General features: G+C 61.3%; 24 protein-coding genes. 4 read left to right on the top strand and 20 right to left on the bottom strand.

What is annotated here, in order from left to right; genetic code table 11:
• Positions 1 to 14: 14 nt before the first annotated feature.
• The 13 genes from GOB87_RS02270 to GOB87_RS02210 all read right to left on the bottom strand — a co-directional run bounded on the left by GOB87_RS02270 (position 15) and on the right by GOB87_RS02210 (position 11,959).
• A complete protein-coding gene (locus GOB87_RS02270; protein WP_166312932.1) occupies positions 15 to 209 on the bottom strand; it encodes a DUF1656 domain-containing protein in 195 nt (64 codons plus the stop codon).
• The gene (locus GOB87_RS02265; protein WP_166312931.1) at positions 203 to 2,476 is read right to left on the bottom strand and encodes an FUSC family protein; all 2,274 of its coding nucleotides are present in this window, start codon (positions 2,474 to 2,476) and stop codon (positions 203 to 205) included. The genes GOB87_RS02270 and GOB87_RS02265 overlap by 7 nt, the downstream gene beginning before the upstream one ends.
• On the bottom strand, positions 2,473 to 3,006 hold the full coding sequence (locus GOB87_RS02260; RefSeq protein ID WP_264806490.1) for a MarR family winged helix-turn-helix transcriptional regulator: 534 nt from the start codon (positions 3,004 to 3,006) through the stop codon (positions 2,473 to 2,475). Before GOB87_RS02260 ends, GOB87_RS02265 begins: the two co-directional genes overlap by 4 nt.
• 136 nt (positions 3,007 to 3,142) lie before the next feature.
• Entirely contained in the window at positions 3,143 to 4,288 is a 1,146-nt protein-coding gene (locus tag GOB87_RS02255) for a GNAT family N-acetyltransferase (protein WP_166312929.1), read from the bottom strand.
• Entirely contained in the window at positions 4,288 to 4,752 is a 465-nt protein-coding gene (locus GOB87_RS02250; RefSeq protein WP_166312928.1) for a RidA family protein, read from the bottom strand. The genes GOB87_RS02255 and GOB87_RS02250 overlap by 1 nt, the downstream gene beginning before the upstream one ends.
• A gap of 87 nt (positions 4,753 to 4,839) precedes the next feature.
• Complete coding sequence (locus tag GOB87_RS02245; protein WP_166312927.1) at positions 4,840 to 5,205, bottom strand: histidine triad nucleotide-binding protein; 366 nt, start codon at positions 5,203 to 5,205, stop codon at positions 4,840 to 4,842.
• A gap of 18 nt (positions 5,206 to 5,223) precedes the next feature.
• A complete protein-coding gene (locus GOB87_RS02240; RefSeq protein WP_166312926.1) occupies positions 5,224 to 5,634 on the bottom strand; it encodes a phosphoribosyl-ATP diphosphatase in 411 nt (136 codons plus the stop codon).
• Positions 5,635 to 5,651: 17 nt separating this feature from the next.
• On the bottom strand, positions 5,652 to 6,428 hold the full coding sequence (hisF, locus tag GOB87_RS02235; RefSeq protein ID WP_166312925.1) for an imidazole glycerol phosphate synthase subunit HisF: 777 nt from the start codon (positions 6,426 to 6,428) through the stop codon (positions 5,652 to 5,654).
• Complete coding sequence (hisA, locus tag GOB87_RS02230) at positions 6,428 to 7,768, bottom strand: 1-(5-phosphoribosyl)-5-[(5-phosphoribosylamino)methylideneamino]imidazole-4-carboxamide isomerase (RefSeq protein ID WP_373320746.1); 1,341 nt, start codon at positions 7,766 to 7,768, stop codon at positions 6,428 to 6,430. The genes hisF and hisA overlap by 1 nt, the downstream gene beginning before the upstream one ends.
• A gap of 5 nt (positions 7,769 to 7,773) precedes the next feature.
• On the bottom strand, positions 7,774 to 8,445 hold the full coding sequence (hisH, locus tag GOB87_RS02225; RefSeq protein WP_242006111.1) for an imidazole glycerol phosphate synthase subunit HisH: 672 nt from the start codon (positions 8,443 to 8,445) through the stop codon (positions 7,774 to 7,776).
• A complete protein-coding gene (locus tag GOB87_RS02220; RefSeq protein ID WP_166312922.1) occupies positions 8,442 to 8,900 on the bottom strand; it encodes a hypothetical protein in 459 nt (152 codons plus the stop codon). The genes hisH and GOB87_RS02220 overlap by 4 nt, the downstream gene beginning before the upstream one ends.
• Positions 8,897 to 9,493, bottom strand: coding sequence for an imidazoleglycerol-phosphate dehydratase HisB (gene hisB, locus GOB87_RS02215; protein ID WP_166312921.1), 597 nt, complete (start codon positions 9,491 to 9,493; stop codon positions 8,897 to 8,899). The genes GOB87_RS02220 and hisB overlap by 4 nt, the downstream gene beginning before the upstream one ends.
• 72 nt (positions 9,494 to 9,565) lie before the next feature.
• Positions 9,566 to 11,959, bottom strand: coding sequence for a putative bifunctional diguanylate cyclase/phosphodiesterase (locus GOB87_RS02210; RefSeq protein WP_166312920.1), 2,394 nt, complete (start codon positions 11,957 to 11,959; stop codon positions 9,566 to 9,568).
• A gap of 149 nt (positions 11,960 to 12,108) precedes the next feature.
• Here GOB87_RS02210 and GOB87_RS17035 point away from each other — a divergent pair, with 149 nt between their 5' ends.
• The gene (locus GOB87_RS17035) at positions 12,109 to 13,152 is read left to right on the top strand and encodes a tetratricopeptide repeat protein (RefSeq protein WP_166312919.1); all 1,044 of its coding nucleotides are present in this window, start codon (positions 12,109 to 12,111) and stop codon (positions 13,150 to 13,152) included.
• 71 nt (positions 13,153 to 13,223) lie between these two features.
• Here GOB87_RS17035 and GOB87_RS02200 read toward each other — a convergent pair whose 3' ends face one another.
• From GOB87_RS02200 to GOB87_RS02180, 5 genes are all read right to left on the bottom strand, one after another.
• Positions 13,224 to 17,321, bottom strand: a complete 4,098-nt coding sequence (locus tag GOB87_RS02200; RefSeq protein WP_166312918.1) for a beta strand repeat-containing protein — start codon at positions 17,319 to 17,321, stop codon at positions 13,224 to 13,226.
• Positions 17,322 to 17,566: 245 nt separating this feature from the next.
• Positions 17,567 to 18,604, bottom strand: coding sequence for a ferrochelatase (gene hemH, locus GOB87_RS02195; RefSeq protein ID WP_166312917.1), 1,038 nt, complete (start codon positions 18,602 to 18,604; stop codon positions 17,567 to 17,569).
• A 37-nt stretch (positions 18,605 to 18,641) separates the two neighbouring features.
• Positions 18,642 to 18,809 carry a hypothetical protein gene (locus tag GOB87_RS02190; RefSeq protein WP_166312916.1) on the bottom strand — a complete coding sequence of 56 codons (168 nt, stop codon included), beginning with the start codon at positions 18,807 to 18,809 and terminating at the stop codon, positions 18,642 to 18,644.
• A 112-nt stretch (positions 18,810 to 18,921) separates the two neighbouring features.
• The gene (locus GOB87_RS02185) at positions 18,922 to 19,590 is read right to left on the bottom strand and encodes a hypothetical protein (protein WP_166312915.1); all 669 of its coding nucleotides are present in this window, start codon (positions 19,588 to 19,590) and stop codon (positions 18,922 to 18,924) included.
• Positions 19,574 to 20,584 carry an A/G-specific adenine glycosylase gene (locus tag GOB87_RS02180; RefSeq protein ID WP_166313044.1) on the bottom strand — a complete coding sequence of 337 codons (1,011 nt, stop codon included), beginning with the start codon at positions 20,582 to 20,584 and terminating at the stop codon, positions 19,574 to 19,576. Before GOB87_RS02180 ends, GOB87_RS02185 begins: the two co-directional genes overlap by 17 nt.
• 79 nt (positions 20,585 to 20,663) lie before the next feature.
• Here GOB87_RS02180 and GOB87_RS02175 point away from each other — a divergent pair, with 79 nt between their 5' ends.
• Together GOB87_RS02175 and GOB87_RS02170 are read left to right on the top strand one after the other, a co-directional pair.
• Positions 20,664 to 21,179 carry a DUF721 domain-containing protein gene (locus GOB87_RS02175; protein ID WP_166312914.1) on the top strand — a complete coding sequence of 172 codons (516 nt, stop codon included), beginning with the start codon at positions 20,664 to 20,666 and terminating at the stop codon, positions 21,177 to 21,179.
• A 148-nt stretch (positions 21,180 to 21,327) separates the two neighbouring features.
• Positions 21,328 to 21,531: a hypothetical protein gene (locus GOB87_RS02170; RefSeq protein ID WP_166312913.1), complete on the top strand. Its 204-nt coding sequence runs from the start codon at positions 21,328 to 21,330 to the stop codon at positions 21,529 to 21,531.
• A gap of 67 nt (positions 21,532 to 21,598) precedes the next feature.
• Here GOB87_RS02170 and GOB87_RS02165 read toward each other — a convergent pair whose 3' ends face one another.
• Positions 21,599 to 22,027: a phage holin family protein gene (locus GOB87_RS02165; protein WP_166312912.1), complete on the bottom strand. Its 429-nt coding sequence runs from the start codon at positions 22,025 to 22,027 to the stop codon at positions 21,599 to 21,601.
• A 171-nt stretch (positions 22,028 to 22,198) separates the two neighbouring features.
• Positions 22,199 to 22,480 (bottom strand): DUF883 family protein, encoded by a 282-nt coding sequence (locus tag GOB87_RS02160; protein WP_166312911.1) that lies wholly within the window; start codon positions 22,478 to 22,480, stop codon positions 22,199 to 22,201.
• A gap of 115 nt (positions 22,481 to 22,595) precedes the next feature.
• Here GOB87_RS02160 and GOB87_RS02155 point away from each other — a divergent pair, with 115 nt between their 5' ends.
• Positions 22,596 to 23,738, top strand: a complete 1,143-nt coding sequence (locus GOB87_RS02155; RefSeq protein ID WP_166312910.1) for an ABC transporter ATP-binding protein — start codon at positions 22,596 to 22,598, stop codon at positions 23,736 to 23,738.
• Positions 23,739 to 23,744: the final 6 nt, after the last annotated feature.

Genomic DNA, 23,744 nt, shown 5'->3' with positions numbered 1-23,744 from the left:
TGGCGACGGGTTGCTCAGACGTAGAGAATCAAAAGACAGAGGACGCAGGTATAGAGCGCGACCTCAAAGAGGGCGAAATGCCAGAACCAGCGCATGAGTCCACTCCACCAGAGCAGAAAGCGCAGGACCATCGTTATGGGAAGTGCCACGAGGGCATAGACCACGATCGGCGCCATGAAGACACCAAAGAGATTGAACTCGGTCAGCATCCGGCTGTTCTCGAATCGGGTCGTTTCACACGAGGCATGATCAACTGGCGTAAATCCGCCTGAGCAAGAGGATGCTCGGCTCCTTGTTGCATCGGGCCACCCTTATGAAAGAAACCCGGCACGGCGTCGATAAGCTGTGCGGCCTGTACAAGACAGGCAGCCATGCGTCTGACGGTGCTCACGCTTCTCATCTCCTCTTCTCCGCGCGCCTTTCCAGCCGCTCCCGCCTGCGCCCGCGCCGCCTCGGGCGGAAGAAGCCGAGCGGCGGCATGACGCAGCGAGGTGGCGGTTGCCTGCGGGTCTTGCCGCAGTCCCGACAGGGAGCCAAGAGCCTCTGCCACCAGTTTTTCCTGCGCCAATGTCACTCGGCCATCAAGCCGCAGAAGACCGCGCAGGCGCATCACCACGCGCCCGAGTGCCACAGCAGCAAGGGCCGCATCCGTGACATGAAAGACACGCTCCGGCCGCTCCACCAGCGACAGACGCATGGTCAGGCGCAGCACACGCTGCATCTGGAGATATTCCCAGTTCAGCCACATCACGCGATAGCGCAACGGAAGCAGTGCGAATCGCTGCACGGCGCGGCACAGCGCCGTCACGAGCCGGGCGACATCCAGCCGCTGGTCCGCAGGCAGGATCACCCGGAACACCAGCGCAATCCCCACGCACGCCACCCAGTAGGCCAACCAGCTGTTGATGAGCGGAATATCTTCATAACGAACGGGATTGGACACCTGCGTCATGACATTGAAGAACACGGCATAACCGAAGCCGCGCAGGGCGTAACGCGGATGGAACTGAATCCAGATGCCCGGCAGCAGACACAGATAGAGCGAGAGCCACAGCAGCGGGAAACCATCCGTCTGCGGCAACATGAACGTGCGGAACACGTAACATGCCGGCACTGCCAGCGCCGTACCGCTCGAAAGCATGACGGCCGCCTTGGTGGCCGAAGGCGCCGTGGCCAGAAGGCAGGACGCGCAGATGAGATAGACCAGAGCGTTGGGCCCGGCCGTCCAGTGCAGGATGTACCATGTCAGACACCCCATCAGCGTGATGAGCGCGCCACGCGACATGTTGCGCAGAGCTGCCGGCCACTCGAGAAGCGGCATCAGCCGCACGCCTTTTTCACGCCATGCCAGATCGGACAGATTGTCGACCGCCAGCCCGAGTTGCACGAGGATATCGCGCTCTGTGTCGATCGCAGCCAGACCGGCCAGATCCGGCGTTTCCAGCGCCAGCGCCTCGATCCCATGCACAGCCGCACGAATACGCTGGCGGATGACCGTGGGATCGCCGTGGAGCAACTGCTCCATGGGCATATCCGCCAGTTCGCGCATGAGACGATTAGAGATCACCCGCGCCCGCAGCACACGCGCCGCATCGGATGAAGGGACGGCCCGCATGGCAGCGTGATGGGTGCTGAGCAGACCCAGCAGCCGCGCCACTCCCTGATGCAGGGCCGCCGCGCGCCGGTTTACCTGATAATCCACGGATGAGGCGTAATCGATCGCTTCCGTCACGGCGCCAGCCTGCGCCAGAAGCCGGGCGCGAGCGCTGTAGGTGGACGTGTCGAACTCGCGGAACGCACCCGCCTGCCCTGTCTCGTCGGAGCGTGGATCGGCGGCATCCCGCTCGACCGCCGTAAGCGTCACGAACTGGGCCAGCACATCGCGCAGCAGTTTCTCGATGCGCTCTGTGGCCGTGTTGGGGCTGCGCAGGGTGGTGATCTGAAAGACGATGGCGGTGCTGACGATCCCGATCACCACCACAGAAAGACGCGACATGGCGCTTTCAAAAATGCGATCCGGGTCCGTAAACGCGCTGACCGAGATGATGATGATAGTGTAGCCGGTGAGCACGGCGGCATAGGCGCGGTAGAACCGCAACAGCGTGGCTACACCGCACGCCACACCGATGAGCGAGGCGAGACCGGCGAAGAACAGCACCGGCTGTTGCGGAAAGGACGCCATCAGCGTGATGCCCAGCGTCGTGCCCGCCAGCGTACCCACGATGCGCCACATGCTCTTGGAAATCAGCGCACCCGGCGTGGGGTTGGCTACGATCAGAACGGTGGTGACGGCCGAGATCGGGTTTTCCAGCATAAGGAACCCGGCCAGCCAGAGCGCCAGACCGATGGCCAGCCCGACACGCAGGGCATACTGCACAGTAGGGCCGATCCGTGCCCAGAGTTGTCGCAGATCATGGCCGACTTCCGCCCACAGACCGGGCGGCGTATCGGAGAGAACACCAGTCGCGGCACTCATGCAGATTTTTTTGCACGAAGAGATGAGGGGACCGAACCGCTCTCTTTCTCGTCGTCCCGTTCCGCATTCAGAGCTGCCCCGACACGCTCGAACACATCAAGACAGAGAACCAGCTCCCGCTCCGACACATCGCTGAGCACCCGCGCCGCCACATCATCCGCCACGGCAAGAACGGCCTTTCCCATAGCCGCCCCTTCCTGTGTCAGCACGACCAGTTTCGAGCGGCGGTCATCCGGATCGACCTCGCGCGTGACGAGGCCGCGCTGCTCTAACACGTCCAGCACCCGCACAAGAGATTGCGCCTCAACCGAGAGCGCGCGCGCCAGATCGGTCTGACGCACGGGCGGTTCAAGGGTGCCGAGATAGTAAAGCGGGCGCCACGTCGCATCGGTCAGGTTGAAACGGCGCAGATCGTGATCGATCTCACGCCGCCAATGCGTCGCCAGACGGGCCAGTCGATGCCCAAAGCGACGTCTCAGCAAAGGCAGGGACGGCAAGGCTTCCTGCACAGGGGCAATGGAATCTGACACGCGACGGTTCGGGCCCACACGAAAAGACAACACACGAATCATTCGTATGCGTACAATTATCCATGACAGAATCGCGCGCGGCTCCACAAGGCGCAAAACACATTTCTGTCATGCAAAAACATGCATAACCGTGCCGTCAGCCATCCTGTCGATAGGGAGAAAGTTCCATCAGAGCCGTTTTTTCCGCCAGCACGCCCTGTCGCTCGGCGACCAGAAAGTGGGTCACGGCCCGCTTCAGCGCAGGGTGCGCGATCCAATGGGCGGAATGGGTCAGCGCGGGCAGATACCCTCGTTGGATCTTGTGCTCACCCTGCGCCCCCGCCTCTACCCGGGCCAGTCCGTGCTCGATGGCAAAATCGATGGCCCGATAATAGCACAGCTCAAAATGGAGGAAGGGCCACTCCCCCACACATCCCCAGTTGCGACCATAAAGCGTATCAGCGCCCATCAGATTCAGGGCGCCAGCAACCGGTCTGTTTCCCTGTTCAGCGACCATCAGCACGATGCGATCGCCAAGCCGTTCGGACAACAGCGAGAAAAATGGACGCGTGAGATAGGCGCTCCCCCACTTCCGGTCCACGGTCGCCTGATAGAACACAAAGAATGCGTCCCAGAGGGCTTCCGTAATCTCCGCCCCTCGCACGGCCCGGAACGTCAGACCGCAGGCGTTGGCATCCCGGCGTTCACGTCGTAGCACCTTGCGCTTGCGCGACGCCAACGCGCCGAGAAAGTCCTCGAAGCTGCCATAACCGCGATTGTGCCAGTGATACTGAAGGCCCAGACGCGGCAACCAGCCGCCCTCTGTCAATACGGAGGCGTCCTCGGACGAACAGAACGTCACATGCGCCGAGGACAGCGCCAGTTCACCGCAGACCTGCGCCAGCGCCTGCCCCAAGGCGGCCTTTGTGCCGTTCGGCGCGTCCGGTCGCACCAGCAAGCGCGGGCCGGGAACGGGTGAAAACGGCACGGCTGTCTGGAGTTTGGGGTAATAATCCCCGCCCGCTTGCTCAAAAGCGCGGGCCCATCCCTGATCGAACACATATTCGCCGTAGGAATGGGCCTTCAGATAGGTGGGCGCCGTAGCCACGAGGTGTCCCGCCTCATCCCGCAGCACGACATGCTGGGGGAGCCAGCCGGTTTCCGGCGTGGCGGAACCACTGTCCTCTATGGCCGAGAGAAAGGCATGACTGACGAACGGATTCCCATCTCCGGCGCAGGCATCCCACTCACTGACGGGAAGACTGCCGATCCGGTCATGAAGGGAAACCGTCCATCCGGTCATTAGCCGATCTCGAACAGACCTTCCACCTCGACAGGCGCGTCCAGCGGCAGGGACGGTACACCGACCGTGGAACGGGCGTGACGACCGGCATCGCCGAACACCGCCACCGCCAGATCGGAGGCGCCGTTCATCACACCGGCATGGGCGGTGAACTCGGGCGTGCAGGAAATGAACCCACCCAGACGCAGCACGCGCGTGACCTTGGAGAGATCCCCGATCGCGGCCTTGAGCTGAGCCAGAACCCCGATCAGGCAGTAACGGGCCGCCTCGGCACCCGTCTCGGGCGATACGGCGGCACCCAGTTTCCCGGTGGTCAGAAGCTTGCCGTCCTTGAGGGGAAGCTGGCCCGACACCACGATCAGGGAGCCCGAACGGGTCCACGGCAGATAGTTGGCGACAGGAGCCGCCGGGGTGGGCAATTCAATGCCCAGCGCGGCCAGACGGGATTCGGGAGTGTCGGACATGAAAACCTCCTGCTTGGATGATCCGTAAAGGAAGCCTCACCCTGCCGCCCCTCGCTCATGGGAGCAAGGGGTGCGGGCACTGCGCGTTCAGCGTCCGATCAACGCACCCAGCGGTCCACCGCCAAGCAGATGCACATGGAAATGTGGCACTTCCTGACCGGAATGCGGCCCCACATTGCTGATGAGGCGATAGCCGTTCTCTTCAAGCCCGAGCATCTGCGCCACATGGCCGACCGCACGGGTGAAGCCCACGATTTCATCGGAAGAGGCTTTTGCCGAGAAATCCGCGTAGGAGACATAGGCCCCCTTGGGGATCACCAACACATGCACCGGCGCCTTCGGTCCGATGTCATGGAAGGCCAGCACCCACTCGTTCTCGAACACTTTCTTGCACGGGATTTCACCGCGCAGGATTTTCGCGAAGATGTTGTTCGGATCATAATCTGTCATCATGACTACGCTCCCTCCGCTTCAGGGTGTCTTGGACGAACGGGACGCTTTTTCCGCGATCCCGCTGGTGCCCTCGCGCCGGGCAAGTTCCGCCCAGACCTGATCGGGCGTGACCCCTGCGTCCACCCACAGAACGATAAGGTGATAGAGCACGTCCGCGCTCTCCCCGATCAGTTCATGCGGACGCCCAGCGACCGCCTCGATCAGACATTCGACGGCCTCTTCACCGAATTTCTGCGCCACCTTGCGAGTGCCGCGCGAAAGCAGCCGCGCCGAATGACTGATGGAAGGATCCGTGCCCTTACGGCTCTCCACGACAGCAAACAGCCTATCGAGGACGGAAGCATCGACAGGCACGTCACTTCGGCGCGCGGCTTCCTTCTGCAATACCTTGGCGGAGGAGGCGTTCTTCTTTTCGGGTGTCTTGGCCATGATCTTTCCGGTCAGTCTCAGAATGTCAGGGGCGGCACGGGGGGACGCACCGGCAGCCCGGCGTCAGTCAGCGCCTGTTTCACCTCAGGCACGGTGAACTGTCCGAAATGGAACACGCTCGCCGCAAGAAGACCCGTCGCCCCGGCCTTCGCGCCTTCCACAAAATGCTCCAGCGCGCCCACCCCGCCCGAAGCGACGACAGGCAGGCGCACGGCGGCGTTCACCGCTCGCAGCAGATCGAGGTCGAACCCCGAGCGTGTGCCGTCACGGTCCATGGAGGTCAGTAGGATTTCACCGGCACCACGCGCTGCCACCTCCCGGCACCACTCCACCGCGTCGATGCCTGTAGGGGCACGACCGCCCTGTGTATAGATTTCCCAGCCGCCCTTGCCGTTGGCACGGGCATCCACACCCACAACCACGCACTGGCTACCGAACTTGTTGGCGGCTTCGTTCACCAGTTCCGGCCGCTTCACTGCCGCCGAGTTCATGGCACATTTGTCCGCGCCCGCCAGCAGCAACTTGCGCATATCAGCGGTCGTGCGCACCCCGCCCCCCACCGTCAGCGGCAGGAAGATGCGTTCGGCTGTGCGGTTCACCACATCCAGAATGGTGTCGCGGTTCTCATGGCTGGCCGTGATGTCGAGGAACGTCAACTCATCCGCGCCCGCGGCGTCATACACCGCCGCCTGCTCCACCGGATCACCGGCATCGCGCAGGGAGACGAAGTTCACGCCCTTCACGACGCGCCCGTTCTTCACATCCAGACACGGGATAACGCGGAGTTTCAGCATCAGGACAGAACCCGCAGCGCGTCTGCCGGCGTAATGCGCCCGTCATAGAGCGCGCGTCCCACGACCACGCCCTCAATGCCCGGCGTCTCCTCCGCCACGCGCTTGAGCGCCGCGAGATGATCCAGTGATCCCACGCCGCCGCTGGCGATCACGGGGATGGACACCGTGCGCGCCAGTTCCGCCGTCTGGACCAGATCCAGCCCTTCGAGCATGCCGTCACGGGTGATCTCGGTAAAGATGATGGCCGTCACACCCGCGTCCTGCATCCGCAGTCCAAGATCGGTCGCCTGCATGTCGGACACTTCCGCCCAGCCTTCGGTGGCCACGAGTCCCTGTCGTGCGTCGATGCCCGCCACGATACGGCCGGGAAACGCCTTGCACGCTTCCTTCACCAGCGCCGGATTTTTCACCGCGACCGAGCCGAGGATGACGCGGGTGATCCCCGCCTCCAGCCATGCCTCAATCCCGGCCATGTCCCGCAAGCCCCCTCCAAGCTGCACGGGCACGGACGCATTGGCCACGATCTTCTTCACGGCGTCCGTATTGGCCGAGTGTCCAGCAAACGCGCCGTTGAGATCCACCACATGCAGCCAACTGAATCCCGCATCGCACCATGCCCGCGCCTGCGCGCCCGGATCGTCGGAATAGACGGTGGCGTCGTCCATCTCGCCCCGGCGCAGACGCACGCAGGCTCCATCCTTGAGATCGATGGCAGGGTAGAGAGTCAGGGCGCGGGTGCTCATGGAGTTCGGTCTTCCCGTATCGGCTGGGGTGTCGGATCCGTTCTGCGCGATGCGGCTCTGTTCCTGAAGCCGCTTCACGAAATAATGGCCCCGCAACATACGGCCATCGACATGGGCGTAGGACGGATGCGTCCCCCACTGCTCGAACCCCATGCTGCGGAACAGGGCAATGGCGCCTGTCTGCGTCTCGCGCACATCAAGATTGAGGAACTGATAGCCCATCGCCCGCGCGCACTGCACGATCTCGTCGAGCAGCATCCGCCCCAGCCCCATACCGCGGGCATAGGGAGCGATGTGAAAATGCATGACGCTGGCGTTCATCGCCTGCGCTTCATTGTTGCGCGGCGGCCGGACAAGCTGGGCAGAGCCCACGATCACGCCCCGATGCCGCGCCACGAACAGCATCCGTTCCGGCACCAGAAGCAGACCACGGTAATAGCGCTCCAGCACCGAGCGCCCCTGCGGCTTCACCCAGCCGAAACCGCCCCCATCGAGAATTGCGGCGTCCACCGCCTCGCACAAGGCGTCGATGTCATCGTCGTCCAGTTCCTGCGCACGCTCGGCGGCAAGAGCTGGCGGCGGGGTTGCGGAAAACACCCGATTCATCCCGGCACAACCCCGGGCGTCCAGCGAAGGAAATTGGCGAGAATCCGCAGACCCACCGTCTGGCTTTTCTCGACATGAAACTGCGTGCCCGCGACATTACCCCGCGCCACGATGGCGGGAACCGGGCCACCATAATCCGTGGTCGCCAGCAGATCGTCCGGACGCGCACCACGCAGGGCATAGGAATGCACGAAATATCCGTGCGGCTGCGCTCCCAGCCCCTCTGTCAAAGGGTGCGCCTGCGGGAAAGACAGTTCATTCCACCCCATCTGCGGCAGGCGCAGACCGGGAACCTCCATGGGCGCGATCTCACCGGAAATCCAGCCAAAGCCAGCCGTCTCGCCATGCTCCAGCCCGCGCTCGGCCATCAACTGCATGCCGACACAGATGCCGAGAAACGGCGTACCGCCCTCCACCGCCTGCATGATGGCGGCCTTCAACCCCGGCACGGCCTCGATTCCGCGTGCGCAGTCGGCAAACGCACCCTGTCCCGGCAGAACGATGCGATCCGCATCACGGACAGCGACCGGCTCATTCGTGATCTCGACCGTAACAGGCAGGCGGGCACGGCGCGCGGCTTCCTCCACCGCTCGGGCGGCCGAGGCGAGGTTACCGCCATCATAATCAATGACCACCACGCGCTGAGAGGACATCCGCTTCTCCGTCATGACCGCCCGCTTCCACCAGACGCCGCCAGTGCGAAGGGATCCGGAATCGACGACACAGCGCTGACCGAAGGCTGAGTTGCCCCCCGTCTGTGCTGTCCATCCAGATAGCGCAGAAGAGCCATTTCCCGCGACGACCCCACCACGCTGCCAGCCGAAACGTAACCCCGCAGCCGAAGGTTCCACTCCACCAGTTCGCTGCCGAAGGCCGCCAGCGCGAAACGCCCCGCGAAGACGATCACCGGCAACAACGGCACATCACGCAAGACCACCGCCAGCACGACCGAGAGCGCGATCACCAGCATTCCGGGGATACGCGCGCCAATACCCGCAAGTCCGATGCCGCCCAGGAACAGCACGCTCCAGCGAACGGTCTGCGGCACTACGACCGGCAGTTCCCGCTCCGCCGCGCGGCCTGCGAAGGCTACCCCCGGCACCCAGACCGACCAGACTTTCACAGCACACCTTTGGTGGAGGGCACGATGCCCACCGCGCGGGGATCGAATTCGACGGCCATACGCAAGGCACGCGCGGCCGCCTTGAACGCGCTTTCCGCGATGTGGTGACTGTTACGCCCGACCTTGCGCGTGACATGCAGGGTAATCATTGCGGACATGGCGAAGGCGCGGAAAAATTCCTCGAACAGTTCGGTGTCCATGATGCCGATCTTCTCGGTCGGAAACGGCAGATCCCACGCGAGGAATGGACGTCCCGACAGATCCACCACCACTTCGGCCAGCGCCTCGTCCAATGGCACAAGCGCATGACCAAACCGCCGCACGCCTTTCTTGTCGCCCAGCGCCTTGCGGAACGCCTGCCCAAGCGTGATGCCCACATCTTCGACGGTGTGATGAAAATCGACCTCAAGATCGCCTTTGGCCGTCACGTCGATATCCACCATGCCGTGACGCGCAAGCGCCGTCAGCATATGATCGAAAAACCCGATCCCCGTGTCGATGACCGCACGGCCCGTGCCATCGAGATTGATGGTGACGGTGATATCGGTCTCGCTGGTGACCCGGTGCAATGTGGCGGTGCGTGCGTCGTTCATGCCGTTCCTGATACAGGATCGAGTGCCTCAATGCCATGACCCCGCAGGGTGGATATTCACGAGGCAGGAGCCTCAATCGGCAACATCGCAATCCTGTCGCACCACTTCCGCGAGACGGCTCGCCTCTTCCTCGGGCATGGGCCGACCGAGCAGGAATCCCTGCATTTCGTCGCAGTCATGATCGGTCAGCAGCTCAAGCTGGGCGCCCGTCTCGATTCCCTCTGCCGTCACGCGCAGCTTGAGCTTGTGGCTCATGACAATGATCGATTCCACGATGGTCCAAGCATTGGCATCATTGGTGATCTTGTTGATGAAGGAACGATCCACCTTCACCTTGTCGAACGGAAAGTCGTGAAGATAGGCAAGGCTCGAATAGCCGGTGCCGAAATCGTCCAGCGCTACCCGCACTCCAAGCGCCCGCAAATCCTTCACCAGCGCCAGCGCGCGTGGCACATCCTCCATCAGGAGGTTTTCCGTCACCTCCAATTCCAGCCGGGAGGGTGCCAGCCCCGTTTCGTGTAGAATATCGCGCACTGTCCCTACCAGATCGACACGCTGGAACTGTGTAGGCGACAGATTGACGGCAATGCTGAGGTCGGAAGGCCAGTTGACGGCCACCGAGCAGGCGGTGCGCATTACCCACTCACCCAACGGCACGATCAGACCGCTTTCCTCAGCCAATGGAATGAAACGATCGGGAGGGATCATGCCACGATGCGGATGCGGCCAACGCGCCAAGGCCTCGAAACCGATGATCTTTCCGTCCCTGCCAAAAAGCGGCTGATAATACAGCATGAGTTCATGGCGACTGATTGCGGCGCGCAGTTCCAGTTCGAGATCATGCCGTTCCCGCACGGCTACATCCATGCCGCGCTGGAACTCACAGACCTGCCCTTTTCCGGCAAGTTTGGCCTGATACATGGCGATATCGGCGCATTTCAGCAGCATCTGCGCCGAATGCCCATCGCGGGGACAGATGGCGATACCGATGCTCACACCCACATAGGCATCATGGCCACCCAACTTGAAAGGCTGCCACAGACTTGCCAACAGACGCTGAGCCAGTTGCTGGGCATCGGCAGGCGATGTGACGCCACGCAGGACAATGACGAACTCATCTCCACCGATGCGGGCGATGTAGTCGGAATCACGAAGCTGGGATTGGAACCGCTCCGCGACTTCCCTGAGCAGCAGATCGCCTGCGTGATGACCCAACGTGTCGTTAACGGCTTTGAACCCATCCAGATCCAGCCCCAGAATGGCGGCCTGCGGTCCGTCACCATGGGACTTTTCAAGAATCTGCCCCAGCACACTTTCCAAAGCGCGACGATTGGGGAGAGAGGTGAGCGAATCGTGTAGAGCCAGATAACGGATATGTTCTTCCGCCGCTTTCCGCTCAGTGACATCGCGGACCGCAACAATGGTCGCTTCCCCGTCCACATACGGCAGTTCGCGTGACAGAACCTCCACAGGAATACGGCGCCCATTCGGCCCGAGCATTTCCCTCTGCGCCGGATTCCCCATCCTCAGCTGATCGCCAGCAGAAAAGACATGATCCTGCTTGGAACCGGTGTCCTGGAACAGATCCGACAGCCGCTTCTCTTGTAGCTGCGAAAGATCGAGCCCCAGCATTTCCTGAATACGGTTGTTGGCATCGAGAATTGTTTCATTTCGGCAGATGAGCAGTCCCTCAAACGTACCGTCCGCCAGATGCCTCATGCGATCACCTTCCTGCCGCTGAGCGATGGCCACGCGAATATCGAGCAACGAGGCAAGACAAAACAGCAAAATGAGAGCGGTAAAACCGGACAGGCACAGCACGGCAAGCGGTGAAAACAATGCGCTGTCGGGCTGCTGCACGAGCGTCAGCCATTGATCGAACGGCAGAACGGACCCCATGCATCCCAACGGAAGCAGGGTCAGCGCCAGAGCAAGAAGGGCTGTGGCCACAAGCCGAGGACGTGAGGCCGCCTGACTGCCAAGCTCCCAGAAAGCGAAACCGCAGAGCGTTGCGCTCAACACCAGCACGAAGAGCACGACCCAGAGATCGTAAGCCACCACTCCCGGCTCGACCGCCGCGGAGAGGATATAGAACGCTGAAAATGTCATTCCGAACGCGAGCACGCTGCCCGCAAGAATGACTGATTTTATGGTCCGCCTATGACAACGATAGAGCCACCCTGCCCCGGTGGCCGATGCCCAGATGACCAGCCCGGAAAGGACTGTCGCCGGCTCCGGACTGGTGCCCCACAAACTGGAATGCGTCGACCAGAACGTGTCGAAAAACGTCCCAAATTCAGCGAGGGTGACCGTGGCGCCAAAAGCAAGAACGCTTTCACGGGACTGCAACGATTGCCGCGAGAGAAAGAAGATCGCGAGAGCGGATGTCAGGATCGCTATCGCAATGACACTCAGATGAGACTCTGCATTCTGTCCACTGAGAAGGAATGTAAACAGCCGCTCCATCGCGTCGTGTTCTCACCTGTCGCAACATGTCGTTTTCGTGAGACACCTAACCACCAACACATTAACGCCGACATAAGACTGACGGGCTGATCCTTATCAGCGGACATGTTAGGCCGACGTCTTCTGCCGTTATCTGGAAAGCTCCCTGCGTGCGTGACCTTCTCCCTCGGTTTCTGAAACGAAAAACCCCGCTCCAAAAAACCCTTGAAGCGGCACGCAAGGGAGACGCTCAGGCCATGCGCACCGTCGGACTGGCTTATCTGCAGGGCACTCATGAGACGCTGCCGCATCACGGTCACGCGGCATGGTGGCTGGAACAGGCCGCCGCAAAAGGAGATGGGCCAGCCTGCGATCCTGCGGCCCGACTGGCATGGGAGGGCGTGGTTCCGGACGAAAAAGCTCTTGAGGCACCACGTAAGGAACACCCTCGAACACAGGAAGCGTTCCGTCTGGCCCGCCTCGGTCACGCGCGCGCCAACCCGCAGGCCTCTCTCTTCCTTGTGTGGCTGCTTGACCGAACACGCACACAGGCTCCTCAGGAACGGCTGGAAGCCCTGCAAGCCGCAGCACAGGCCGGCCTACCGCTTGCGGTAACGGCGCTCGCCGATCTGGAAGCGCGCTCCGGTGCTTCTGTCGAGTCCGTCATGGAGCGCCTGAAAGAACCTTTGCAAACCGGGCTCGGGGCAGCGCATCATCTGCTGGCGCAATGGTACGCGCGGGGACAATTTCTTCCGCGCGATGCGATCCTCGCCCGACACCATCTTGAAACAGCCGCATCTACGGATCATCTCGACGCGCAGGCCCTTCTTGGTGAGTGCCTGATGGTGGAAAATCACGCCTCCCCTCCCGCTGAAGATGAAACGGATCGACGTGAACGGTTGCGCCGCCTGACGCGCGGCGAAACCTTGCTGCGCCGCGCGGCACAAAACGGTCATGGCCGAGCCGCCTGCGTGCTGGGAGATTACTGGGCCGTCATTGCGGAACCAAAAGACATGACACAGGCCATGAACTGGTTCCGTCTTGGCGCGTCCATGAAAGATCCCGGGGCACTCTATATGTATGGCCGTTTGACTCTGGAAGGACAACCGTCCTCTGCAGACCGGGAACGCGGCCTCACCATGCTGCGCGAAGCCGCACAGGCCGGACATCCCGGAGCACAGAAATTTCTGAAACTCCTCGCTCAGAACGGATAGTGTTCTCTACGTCTTTTTTCTTATCGAGGACGTGAGCGGACCATATCAAGTCCGCTTCTCCCCACACAGGATCAAGCCAGAAACAAGGACATATTATTGCTGCTGGCATCCCCCACAAACGTCACGGTGTGGCCATCGTCCAGACTGACCACCAAGTTGCTTCCCACCATCGCCTGACTCGCCGTGCCAGAAATCGAGAAACTGGCATCGGCATTCAGGTTACGACCAATCACCGTGACATCCCCGGTGTGTCCGCTGGCAATCGTGATGTGATCCGATCCCTGTGTCACATCGAGCGTGAGCGCGCCTGTGCCCGCCGTGGAAAGATCAAGTCCGCCGGAGCCAGCAACGACATCCAGAGAGCCGCCGCCTGTCGTGACATCAAGCTTCTTGCTACCACCCGTTACCGTGCCACTGGCGGACGCCGATGCAAATTCCATCACTGTCAACGTCGCATCGCCTGTGGAAGCGCCGGTGTCCTTGACGGAGAACGTGCCCGAACCGGTTTCATAGAACTGAGCGTCACCCGTTCCCGCATCGGTGAAGGTTGTCGCTCCACCATTGGCCCATACCTGAACCGTGCCCTGATCCTGCGCCGTGATCTCGCTTGTGGCGCCCGAGAGCGCCACAAGGCCATTGCTCAGCGTGGCATCGTTCGTGCTGCCCTCGCTGCTGCCAAACACCGTCAGATAGGAATCGCCCGTCTGCGTCACTGTTCCGGTCGTGCCCGAACCATTCCACAGATCGACCTCTTCCTTATCCGCTGACGTACCCCCCGTGATGGCCACCGTGCCGTTCAGGCCCGAACCATTGCCCAGAATCACCTGATTGAAGCCACCCGCGTTGATCGTGGCCGCCCCGTTGCCCAGCCAGAGCTGGTTGTCACCACCGGATGTACCGGTAACAGTCCAATCGGTCGTATCGCCCGAACTGTTGGATACAAGTTCGCCCGTGCCCCCCGTGAAATCCACAGACTGCGCACCGCTGAAAACCGTAACCTGCGATGTGCTCGACGACGCATTCACGGTCTGGACACCGCCAGAGGTATTGATAAGAGCCGCGTTCTTCCCGGTCGCCGTCAGATTGAGCTGCGACGACACGCCATTCTGTCCAAGGTTATAGGTTACGGCAGCATCGGCCATCTGCTGGGCCGTCACCACTCCAGCACCGGTAACGACCGTTCCGTTGCCGGATGCCACCGAGATGATGGCCTGACGAGCCGCGGTCGTCGCCGTCCACGTCGCATTCGCACCGGCGAACACACCAATCGTCAAGGTACCTGTGGAAGCGCCGGTGTCCTTGACGGAGAAGGTGCCCGAACCGGTTTCATAGAACTGGGCATCACCCGTTCCCGCATCGGTGAAGGTTGTCGCTCCACCATTGGCCCATACCTGAACCGTGCCCTGATCCTGCGCCGTGATCTCGCTTGTGGCGCCCGAGAGCGCCACAAGGCCATTGCTCAGCGTGGCATCGTTCGTGCTGCCCTCGCTGCTGCCAAACACCGTCAGATAGGAATCGCCCGTCTGCGTCACTGTTCCGGTCGTGCCCGAACCATTCCACAGATCGACCTCTTCCTTATCCGCTGACGTGCCCCCCGTGATGGCCACCGTGCCGTTCAGGCCCGAACCATTGCCCAGAATCACCTGATTGAAGCCACCCGCGTTGATCGTGGCCGCCCCGTTGCCCAGCCAGAGCTGGTTGTCACCACCGGACGTACCGGTCACAGTCCAATCGGTCGTATCGCCCGAACTGTTGGATACAAGTTCGCCCGTACCCCCCGTGAAATCCACAGACTGCGCACCGCTGAAAACCGTAACCTGCGATGTGCTCGACGACGCATTCACGGTCTGGACACCGCCAGAGGTGACCACCGTACTGATACCCACGCCCGTGTTAGCCAAACTTAACACGGAACTTCCGCCGTCCACTCCCATGGCAAACGTGTCGCCATTACGCCCCGTCTCCGTAGCACTGACCGTGCTTCCATCTTGCAGGACAAAAGTGCTGCCCTGAGTCAGGCTCGCATTGTCATTGACCACAGTAAGAGGCGCAGAAGCCGTTGCTGTGATCGTGCTGCCGACATCAGGATCGACGATATTCGTCACCATGGAGCCCGGTAGAACCACGTCTGCAGAAGCCGTGGCGCTGTCGGCATCCTGTGAGAGAGTGAAAGACAGCGACGCCGTTCCACCGGTAGCGCCTGCGGCCGTCGTAGGATCCGTAGCTGTGATCGCGCCGCTCGCAAGATCGGCTTTCAGTTCTGCCAGCGTGCCACTCAGCACTAGCGTCTTGCCATCGGCGGAAATGGCGGACTGGAGAGGCCCCTTACCAGAATCCACAAATTGGCCGTCGCCCGAGGTCTCCTTGATCGTCAACACATCGACCTGTGACGTACCGCCAATGCCACTGAGAGTAGAGTCCTTCAGAAGCGAAGACAGATCGACGTTCTCGTCAGGAACGGTCAGTGAAATATCGGGAACCACAGTGACAGATGACGTGGCACTGTCGGTGGAAAAACCATTGCTGATCGTTGTGGAAAACGAAAAATCCGTGGAAGAGGAAAGATCACCATACGGCTGGAAGGTCGCATTCCGCAGTGCCGCTTGCACCTCCGCTGCCGTTCCAGTGAGCGTCAGTGTGGACGTGTCGTTTCCGGACAGCGTCACATCGGAACCGGCGCTGGTTGCGAGAAGACCGCTGTTGCCCGAAGCCGAAACAGTGACCGTAACCGGTAGATCATCCGGACTGTTGATCACGGCAGCCGCAAACGGCGTGGTTGCATCGCCCGCCGCATTGACCGCTGTCGTTCCTGATTGGACAAGACCTGTCAGAGATGGGGAATCCGATGGAAAGACCTGAAGACTTTCCGACCAGGATACTGTCGATTCATACGGATTGCCGTTGGTCGCACTCACCGAAAGCGTTGTTGACTGACCAGCCGCAGCCGCGCCCTGTCCGGTTTCAAAGTTCACCCCCTCAAGAAAGGAGGCCGCATCCGCAGCGCTGTCAAAGCTCGCGGAAACGATCTGCTGGCCATTTGTGGTGGTGTTCGCAACGCTTCCGATAAGACCTGTCGTGGATGCGGAAGCGAAATCGAGTGTACCCGCCAGGGCATTGCTGCTCTGCACGGCAACCGTCACATCGCCACCATAACCATTGCTGATTTTCACACCGTTATCGGCGGAGAAAAGCGACAGCGACGTCGAAGCCTGCGTGATGGAATAATGCCCGTTCGTTACGGCATCATTCCCAGAAGGAACGGTGGGCACGATCTGCAAGGTCATGGGAGAAACATGACCATCCTCAAGCAGAGAAGAATCTACCTTCTGTACAATGTCACTTCCCTGTTCCTGCAGGGTAGCGCTGATCCCGATCTGAGCCTGCTGCGTAGAGAGAAGGGTGGAGTCACTTCCGGGAACGAAGGCAAGATGACTCTGGAACGATGAATCCTGAAGAAGACTGCCAAGCTCGGATTCCGTTCCCGTCAGGCTCAGCGTGGTTGTATCGTTACCGGAAACCGTTACATCCGATGGTACATCGTCCACCTTGAGCACACCACCCACGCCCGCCGAAACGCCGGTAATGGTAAAAGTCAATGTGGCAACCTGCGTCGTTGACAGATTTGGGGACCAGTTGGCCGTGCGAAGAGCGAATATCTGCCCTATCTGCTGAGCACTGCCAGCCGTATCTGAAACTGTCTGCGGATCGGCACCACTGATCATCGCCTGCGCGAGGGAGGTATCCGGATTGATGACAACAGAGTTCGTTGCCGTAGCTGTCCCGGCAGAATTGGAAATCGTGACCTGAAACTGCTGGGTCGTCACAGTTGTGGTGACACAAGTAGCGGAAAGGTCAGGAACGAAATAATTCGCGAAATCCGCCAGCGTTCCCTTATAGGTGAGCGTACCGTCACTGCCCTGGGTAAAGTCGGAAGAAATGCGACTGTCGCTCTGCAACCGCGTCGTATTAAAAGACGCGCCTCCCGAAAGAGCGGAAACAGTGATGGTATCGACCGCATCGACACTCTGACCGTCCGAAAGAACAAACCCGGTCAGCGGATTGAAGATGATCGGATTGAGCTGGTAATTGTCATCGGCCACAAGGATCGAAGGAGACGTGGCACCGGTTTTCCGGGACACGGGGGGCGTCGCATTTGTGCTGTCGGTCATGACTCTGCATTTCCATCATCGCCCTGCGTGATCCATGTCCATACCTTTTGGCTCAAGGAGCATGGTCAGGCAGAAGCGCGACTCAAGGGTGCCGGAACTCTCCGGCGGCTTGAGGAAATGTTACGGTCCGACCGTTAACAAACATTGCATGAAGGTATACGGAAACGGCGAATTGTTATCCTCCGTCTCTTTTCCGAGATACGTCCTTTAAATCACACGCGCTCCACTCAGAATGGAACGGAACCTCAGGGCGTCAACCAGCCACCCAATTCAACCCGCGCCAGTCCTTCAAGCAGATCTATCGCGCCCTTGCTGGCATTGAGGCAGGGGATCAAAGTTAGCTCCTCTCCGCCCGCCGCAAGGAACTCATCGCGGACTTCGTTGCCGATCTCATCGAGTGTCTCAAGGCAGTCCGTGAGAAAACCCGGCGTCATGACAGCAACACGCGTAATGCCCTGAGCCGGAAGTCCTGCAAGAAAAGGCGCCGTATAGGGCTCCAGCCACTTCGTTGGCCCAAAACGGGACTGAAACGTCATCGGCATCTCTTGTTCGGACAGCCCCGTCTCCTGTCTCAGAGCCGCAACCGTTCGCTCACATTCCTCCCGATACGGATCGCCTTTGCGGACATACTCTTCAGGCAGGCCGTGAAAAGAGATCACCACCATTTGCGGAGGAGCAGAAAGCCCCTCCACTGCCGTCTTCAGGGAATCGGCCAGTGCCCGAATGTAGAGAGCGTGATCGGCAAAGGCAGGCAGCGTGCGAATCGCGGGCTGGAGCCGCAGCTTCATCAGGAAGCGAAAGAGCTGGTCATTGGCTGTAGCCGTCGTCGTGGCGCTGTATTGCGGATAAAGCGGCATGGCGAGAATACGGTCGCATCCCGCCTGCATGAGTTCCGTCACACCATCGGCCACAGAAGGCGTACCATAGCGCATGCCCCACGCCACCTGCACATTTTCCGCTGCAAACCGCTCGGCCAGTTGCTCCGCCTGTGCCCGCGTAAACGTGCGCAATGGGCTTTCATCGCACGCGGTGTTCCAGATCCGACGATAGGCTTCGCCCGAACGCCGGGGGCGCACAGTCAGGACAACCCCTTGCAGAATGGGCTGCCAGACAACCGGATTGGCTTCGATCACACGCCGATCCGAGAGAAATTCACTCAGATAACGCCGGACGGATGCAAAGCTGGTGTCGTCAGGGGTACCGAGATTGAGGAGCAGAACGCCAAGACGTCCGCCCCCAACGGAAGCGACTGACTGAGCAGCCGGAACATGCAGGAAATTCATGCGATCCGGCTTAGCCCATCACGCCAACGAAGCGAAATCAGCCGCGTCGCCGACGCACCCGCACCGGCTGCAACGCTCGCTGACGTGCCGCATTTCGGCCCGCCATCGCGGCGATCAGTCCAGCCATACCGGCAAACACCGTCCACTCAACAACGGACGAAAAGGGCATGAGGAATTCGGGCATCGACACGTCGGCAACTCCCATCCCGCGACATCCGCACTGCCCCCGAGGCAATGCTTCGACATCGCTATGTCATCAGGACATGGGAAGGTGAGCAGCGCAAGTCAAATACTGCTCGCGCGCCAAAGGCCCGAGATCAATGCGTGGGACAACTGACTTCGACACGAAGTGCTGGAATATCACCGATTTCCGGCAAATGCTGGCGCAGAATCTCACCCGGCGACATGTTGGCCATGCGGGTCAGCAATTCACTGACAACCGGCCACGGATATGCCCCAGCCCCGACCCGCACGCACATTCCCTCATCCGCGCGAGGCGGCAGAAGAACGGTGTCCCATTCATCCCGCACCTTCAGCGGAGAAGACGGCAAAAGCACGCGCGCCGTACGCGCTGGCACCGGCACGAAGGCGGCTTCCGTGTCACTCGCCTCCACGGCGTCCACTCCGCCATCGTCCGTACCGGTAAGAAAATGTCCATACGACGCGGCAAAAGGCCCCTGCCGATCCGTCACCTCAAGCCGTACCGTCAGATCGCCTCCCAAATGTGGAACGATATGCGGCAAGGGAACAGGCCGGCTGTCGCGCTTCACGAGGCGAAACGGCTCTTCCTTTTTCTGTGAATCGATATGCAGGAGAACACCCGGCCCTTCAGGCGGTAAATCCTCCGGGAGCAGCGTTTCCAGGCGGTCCGAGACAGGATCGTTGTGTAGAAACCGGCCGTACACGTCGAGCAGCCATATTTCCTTGTCCGAAGCCTGTATATCGGTCACCCCTGCGCGCCCTTCTCTTTCATGCGGTCGGCTCATTGCCGAGAGCCTCCAGCCCAGTCCCAAGGCATTTGCGCATAAGCGAGGAGAGCGCAAGTCCCTCGGCCTGCACCGCTGGAACGACAAACCCTTCTTCCGGCAACAGATTCGGCATCGTGCGGACACGCGCAACACAGACCGTCACCATGAGCGCAAAATGGCTGAACACATGCCGCACCGTTCCCGCCACCCGCCACGGGTGGCGCGGCCCTCCCGGTGCAAGTTCGAAAGCCTCTGGCAGCGGCCATGGCGCATCCCGCCACGGCGTTCCGGGCAACTCGACGGTACCCCCCAGCAATCCTTTATCGGGCCTACGACGCAGCACTATCTGCCCCGCTTCATCCACCAGCAGGAAATGCACGCCGTGCCGCTCAGGGCGTGCGGCTTTCGGTGTCTTCGCGGGAAGTTGCGCCTGTATCCCGGCTTTATGGGCCGCACACGAGACCACCCACGGGCAGAGCAGACATTGCGGCGTGCGGGGCACACAGACGGTCGCGCCCAGATCGAACAGAGCCTGCGCGAAATCGGACGGACGGTTTCGGGCTTCGGTTTCCCCATTGAGACGAAGCGCCTCGCGGCCCAGTTTCCGCCGCGCACCCGGAAGCGGTTCCTCAATGGCAAACACACGCGCCACGATCCGCTCGACATTGCCGTCCACCGGCACGACTGGCACACCAAAGGCGATGGCCGCGATCGCGGAAGCCGTATAGGGACCGATTCCGGGAAGCGACTGCAATCCCTCGACATCACGGGGGAACCCGCCACGCCGCACGATGTCGCCCGCGCACCGATACAGATTGCGCGCACGGGAGTAATAGCCAAGGCCCGCCCACGCCGCGAGCACGTCATCGAGCGGAGCTGCGGCCAACCGCTCTACGGTCGGGAAGCGCATAAGAAATGCGTGGTAATAGGGGACGACCGCCGTAACAGTCGTCTGCTGGAGCATGATTTCGCTGATCCATACATGATAGGGATCGGCGGTCTGACCGGACAGCGCACGCCAAGGTAGGACGCGGCGATTATGGTCGTACCATGCAAGGAGAGCGGATGAAGATGGAATCACGGAGGCTCTTATGAAAGCCGCACGGACATCGGGCAAGGCCGGGAGAAACAAGGCCGAAGACAGGCAGCCCCCGCACCCACCCAAACGCGCTTTTGCGCCCCGCACCCTCTCCACCCTTCTGCCCGGCGTGACGAAGGAGGCGTTTCGCAAGCGCTCTCCCGCAACGGTCACGCTATTCCTCGATTGGTCCAACATCGTGGGAGAATCGCTTGCGCGCCGCACGGAGCCGCGCAAGCTGGGCGCCGGGACGCTCACCATCGCCTGTCATGGGCCGGTGGCGATGGAAATCCAGCACATGCAGGCGGCCCTCATCAACCGGATCAATATGTGGTGCGGTCAGAAAATCGTGGAGCGACTGCGACTGACGCAGGACTTCCAGCCCATGACACCCAAACCGCGAGCGGTTGCACGTCAGTATGCCCCACTCACGCCTCCCGATCTGCCCGATTTTCCTGAGGGCCCGCTGCGCGACGCGCTGGAGGCTCTGGGCACGCGACTGGCGGAGCGGCGTAATCGCCGCTCCTGAACGCAGCGCATGACCGCCATTCGTGCAGACCGACACCACCGAGAAGAATCTTTACCTCTCACTCATGGAGACATGCGAAAGAGCCGCGCATGTTTCTGCCCGGTCTCCGAGCAGACATTTTCTTTCTGCTGCACACCGGAAACCGACCATGCCTGTAACCACATCTCCCCTGCGCCGCCACGAGGAAGCCGAGCGCTCCGAATGCGCCCGCCTCGTCCGCTGGAGCCGCGCTTCGGCCCGCGACACGGCCATCATGCTCGATGCCAGTCAGTTGCGCCGCACCAATCCCACCCTCGTCCGCGCTTTTGAGGCTCGCCTACAGGGAGCCGCTTTCCCGAACGAGCAGGACTGACACACAAATGAAAAAGGCGGCCTCCGAAGAGACCGCCTTAATTTCACAGTTCCGGATAAACCGTTCGTCAGGAACGGTTGCGCCGCGACATCACACCCCACACCTTGCGCCCGGCAAAGCGGCTGAGTGGCCCCGTCACAGCGGACGCCACGGAGAAAATGGTGAGGGTCTGCTTGAGTTCGTTGATGGCCCGGTCACGCCGCAGATGCGCCTCGATCTCGGAGGGCAGGATGAAAGAACGGCGACCGAAGAAGAGGAACACAAGCGCAACGAAAATATCGGTACCGAACACGGCTCCCGGCGCCAGCACAGGCCCGAAACCGAATTCATACCGGAAAATGGCCCAAAGCAGGGCGTGGCCAGTGATAAGGGAGAAAAATCCCATCAGAGCCGCCACGACCAGAAGCGCGATCTGGCGTCCCAGACGCATCGCCTTCCGCTGAAGGAGTTCCACTTCCGCGTGGGCTGCGGTCTTTCCGACCTCAAAGATGCGCATGAGTCGCCGTCTACCTTGCCATCGGCCAGCTTTCGCGAAAAAGCCCGCCTTCCTGATTCCAACCTCGTCCCTTTGCGGGAAAACCGGAACGAAGTCGAATCACCCCGATAACGGTAACGGATCGACTGACAGCCCCGGTTTCCTGCTTGCAGAGACTCCCGGGGCGAAAGCTTAACGCGACAGGCGGCCGAGGACAAACCCGACGACGGCGGAAATGCCGATGGAGAGCAGCGGCTTGGCGCTGACATTCGTTTCCACGTTCTTGCGCTGGTGCTGCGCCATGTCGCGCGCACTGGAGACCGCTGAGTTGGCCGCATCCGTCACGGACGGGACGACGTGCTTGTTCAGAAACTCTTCGAGCTGATTTTTCAGAGCTTCCAGTTCGTCACGCGCGTTGGTGTTCGCATCGCTGGCAGCCTTGGCGGCGCCCTTCGCGATCTTTTCAGCAGACATGCGGTTGTCCTTCCCAGTTGTCTCCATGCCCGTCTTGATGAACTTGCCTGGACGTCGGACGGGCATGGATTACATGGCTCTTAACTCCCGGAGAAGGCTGTGGTTCCATGGCGCCATGACAGCTTCATCACCTCGTGGCCGCAGCAGGCGCGACACCGGCGCCCCCACGCTCAGACTGGAAGGGCTGCGCCTCTCCTCCGAGACGCCTCCCCTGAACGTGACCGTTCACGAAGGCGAGTGCCTAGCGTTACTGGCCCTTTCCGAGCGGGAAAACGGGCTGTCGCGATTCGCCGATGTTCTGTCCGGCAGGGCGCTTCCCGCCGACGGAAGAGTTTTTGTGGCCGAAAAGGATGTCACCCCCCTCCTTCCGGTAGCCCGAGGCGGCATTGCTGTGGTCGGTCGCCACACGCCGCTTTTCGGTCACATGACCGTGCGCGACAATATCGGCTTTCCCCTCCGTGCGAAGGGGCTCTCGCGCGCCGCAGCCCGGCAGGCAGCCGTACATCATCTCGCTCTGCTGGGGCTTGAACGCCACGCCGATGCGTTCCCCGCCGATCTGGCGCCCGATATCCGTATTCGCGTTGCTTTCGCACGCGCACTTGCCACCGATCCTGCCGTCATCGTGCTGGACGACGTGTTCGCGGGGCTCGATGGCGAGATGCGACGCGATCTGCGCCAGCGACTGGATCGCCTGCGCCGCGCGCGAATGCTCACTCTGCTTCTGCTGACCCGCGACCGGGAGGAAGCGCTGACCGCCGCGCGTCGGATCGGCGTGCTGGCCGATGGCGCACTGCTTCAGCTTGGCGATGCGGGCACGCTGATCGAACGTCCGGCCTGCCCCCGCGTGGCGGTCGCCATGGGAGATGCCAATCTTCTCGTCGGCGCGGTGATGGCGCTTGAAGACGATGTCGCGCGCGTCCGGCTGGCCTGCGGCGCGGAAATGGAGGCGCTCGCCGATCCCGATCTGGAAGAAGGCGATCTGGTGGATCTGTGCGTGCGCCCGGACCAGATTTCCCCGCTGTTTTTGAGAGGACAGACGAGCGAGGACGCGGAAAGCGCGCTAGGGGCGACCCTGACCGACATCATTCATCTGGGCGATGTGGTGCAACTGCGATTCCGTCTGGCCGAAGGCACCGAAATCAATGTGCATCGCCCTCCGGCCTCCATCCCTGGCTTGGCGAAGCCCGGAGCGGACGCCCTGCTGGCATGGCAGCCCATGAATGCCATGGCCTTTCCGACTGGCACCAATCAGGAGTAACCTGAC

This window comes from Acetobacter estunensis, assembly GCF_011516945.1.
Classification (GTDB): Bacteria; Pseudomonadota; Alphaproteobacteria; order Acetobacterales; family Acetobacteraceae; genus Acetobacter; species Acetobacter estunensis.
The sequence above is the reverse complement of the archived record's forward strand: the minus strand, read 5'-3'. Positions and strand labels throughout refer to the sequence as shown.

Bases quoted from the DNA above. Each gene is read 5' to 3' on its own strand.
- GOB87_RS02165 (WP_166312912.1), bottom strand. From the start codon at position 22,027: ATGCGCATCTTTGAGGTCGGAAAGACCGCAGCCCACGCGGAAGTGGAA.
- GOB87_RS02250 (WP_166312928.1), bottom strand. From the start codon at position 4,752: ATGTCCGACACTCCCGAATCCCGTCTGGCCGCGCTGGGCATTGAATTG.
- GOB87_RS02160 (WP_166312911.1), bottom strand. From the start codon at position 22,480: ATGTCTGCTGAAAAGATCGCGAAGGGCGCCGCCAAGGCTGCCAGCGAT.
- GOB87_RS02185 (WP_166312915.1), bottom strand. From the start codon at position 19,590: ATGAGCCGACCGCATGAAAGAGAAGGGCGCGCAGGGGTGACCGATATA.
- GOB87_RS02175 (WP_166312914.1), top strand. From the start codon at position 20,664: ATGAAAGCCGCACGGACATCGGGCAAGGCCGGGAGAAACAAGGCCGAA.
- hisB (WP_166312921.1), bottom strand. From the start codon at position 9,493: ATGAACGACGCACGCACCGCCACATTGCACCGGGTCACCAGCGAGACC.
- GOB87_RS02240 (WP_166312926.1), bottom strand. From the start codon at position 5,634: ATGGCCAAGACACCCGAAAAGAAGAACGCCTCCTCCGCCAAGGTATTG.
- GOB87_RS02255 (WP_166312929.1), bottom strand. From the start codon at position 4,288: ATGACCGGATGGACGGTTTCCCTTCATGACCGGATCGGCAGTCTTCCC.
- GOB87_RS02245 (WP_166312927.1), bottom strand. From the start codon at position 5,205: ATGATGACAGATTATGATCCGAACAACATCTTCGCGAAAATCCTGCGC.
- hemH (WP_166312917.1), bottom strand. From the start codon at position 18,604: ATGAATTTCCTGCATGTTCCGGCTGCTCAGTCAGTCGCTTCCGTTGGG.
- GOB87_RS02155 (WP_166312910.1), top strand. From the start codon at position 22,596: ATGACAGCTTCATCACCTCGTGGCCGCAGCAGGCGCGACACCGGCGCC.
- GOB87_RS02210 (WP_166312920.1), bottom strand. From the start codon at position 11,959: ATGGAGCGGCTGTTTACATTCCTTCTCAGTGGACAGAATGCAGAGTCT.
- GOB87_RS02270 (WP_166312932.1), bottom strand. From the start codon at position 209: ATGCTGACCGAGTTCAATCTCTTTGGTGTCTTCATGGCGCCGATCGTG.
- GOB87_RS02170 (WP_166312913.1), top strand. From the start codon at position 21,328: ATGCCTGTAACCACATCTCCCCTGCGCCGCCACGAGGAAGCCGAGCGC.
- GOB87_RS02190 (WP_166312916.1), bottom strand. From the start codon at position 18,809: ATGGGAGTTGCCGACGTGTCGATGCCCGAATTCCTCATGCCCTTTTCG.
- GOB87_RS02265 (WP_166312931.1), bottom strand. From the start codon at position 2,476: ATGAGTGCCGCGACTGGTGTTCTCTCCGATACGCCGCCCGGTCTGTGG.
- hisF (WP_166312925.1), bottom strand. From the start codon at position 6,428: ATGCTGAAACTCCGCGTTATCCCGTGTCTGGATGTGAAGAACGGGCGC.
- GOB87_RS02200 (WP_166312918.1), bottom strand. From the start codon at position 17,321: ATGACCGACAGCACAAATGCGACGCCCCCCGTGTCCCGGAAAACCGGT.
- hisH (WP_242006111.1), bottom strand. From the start codon at position 8,445: ATGACGGAGAAGCGGATGTCCTCTCAGCGCGTGGTGGTCATTGATTAT.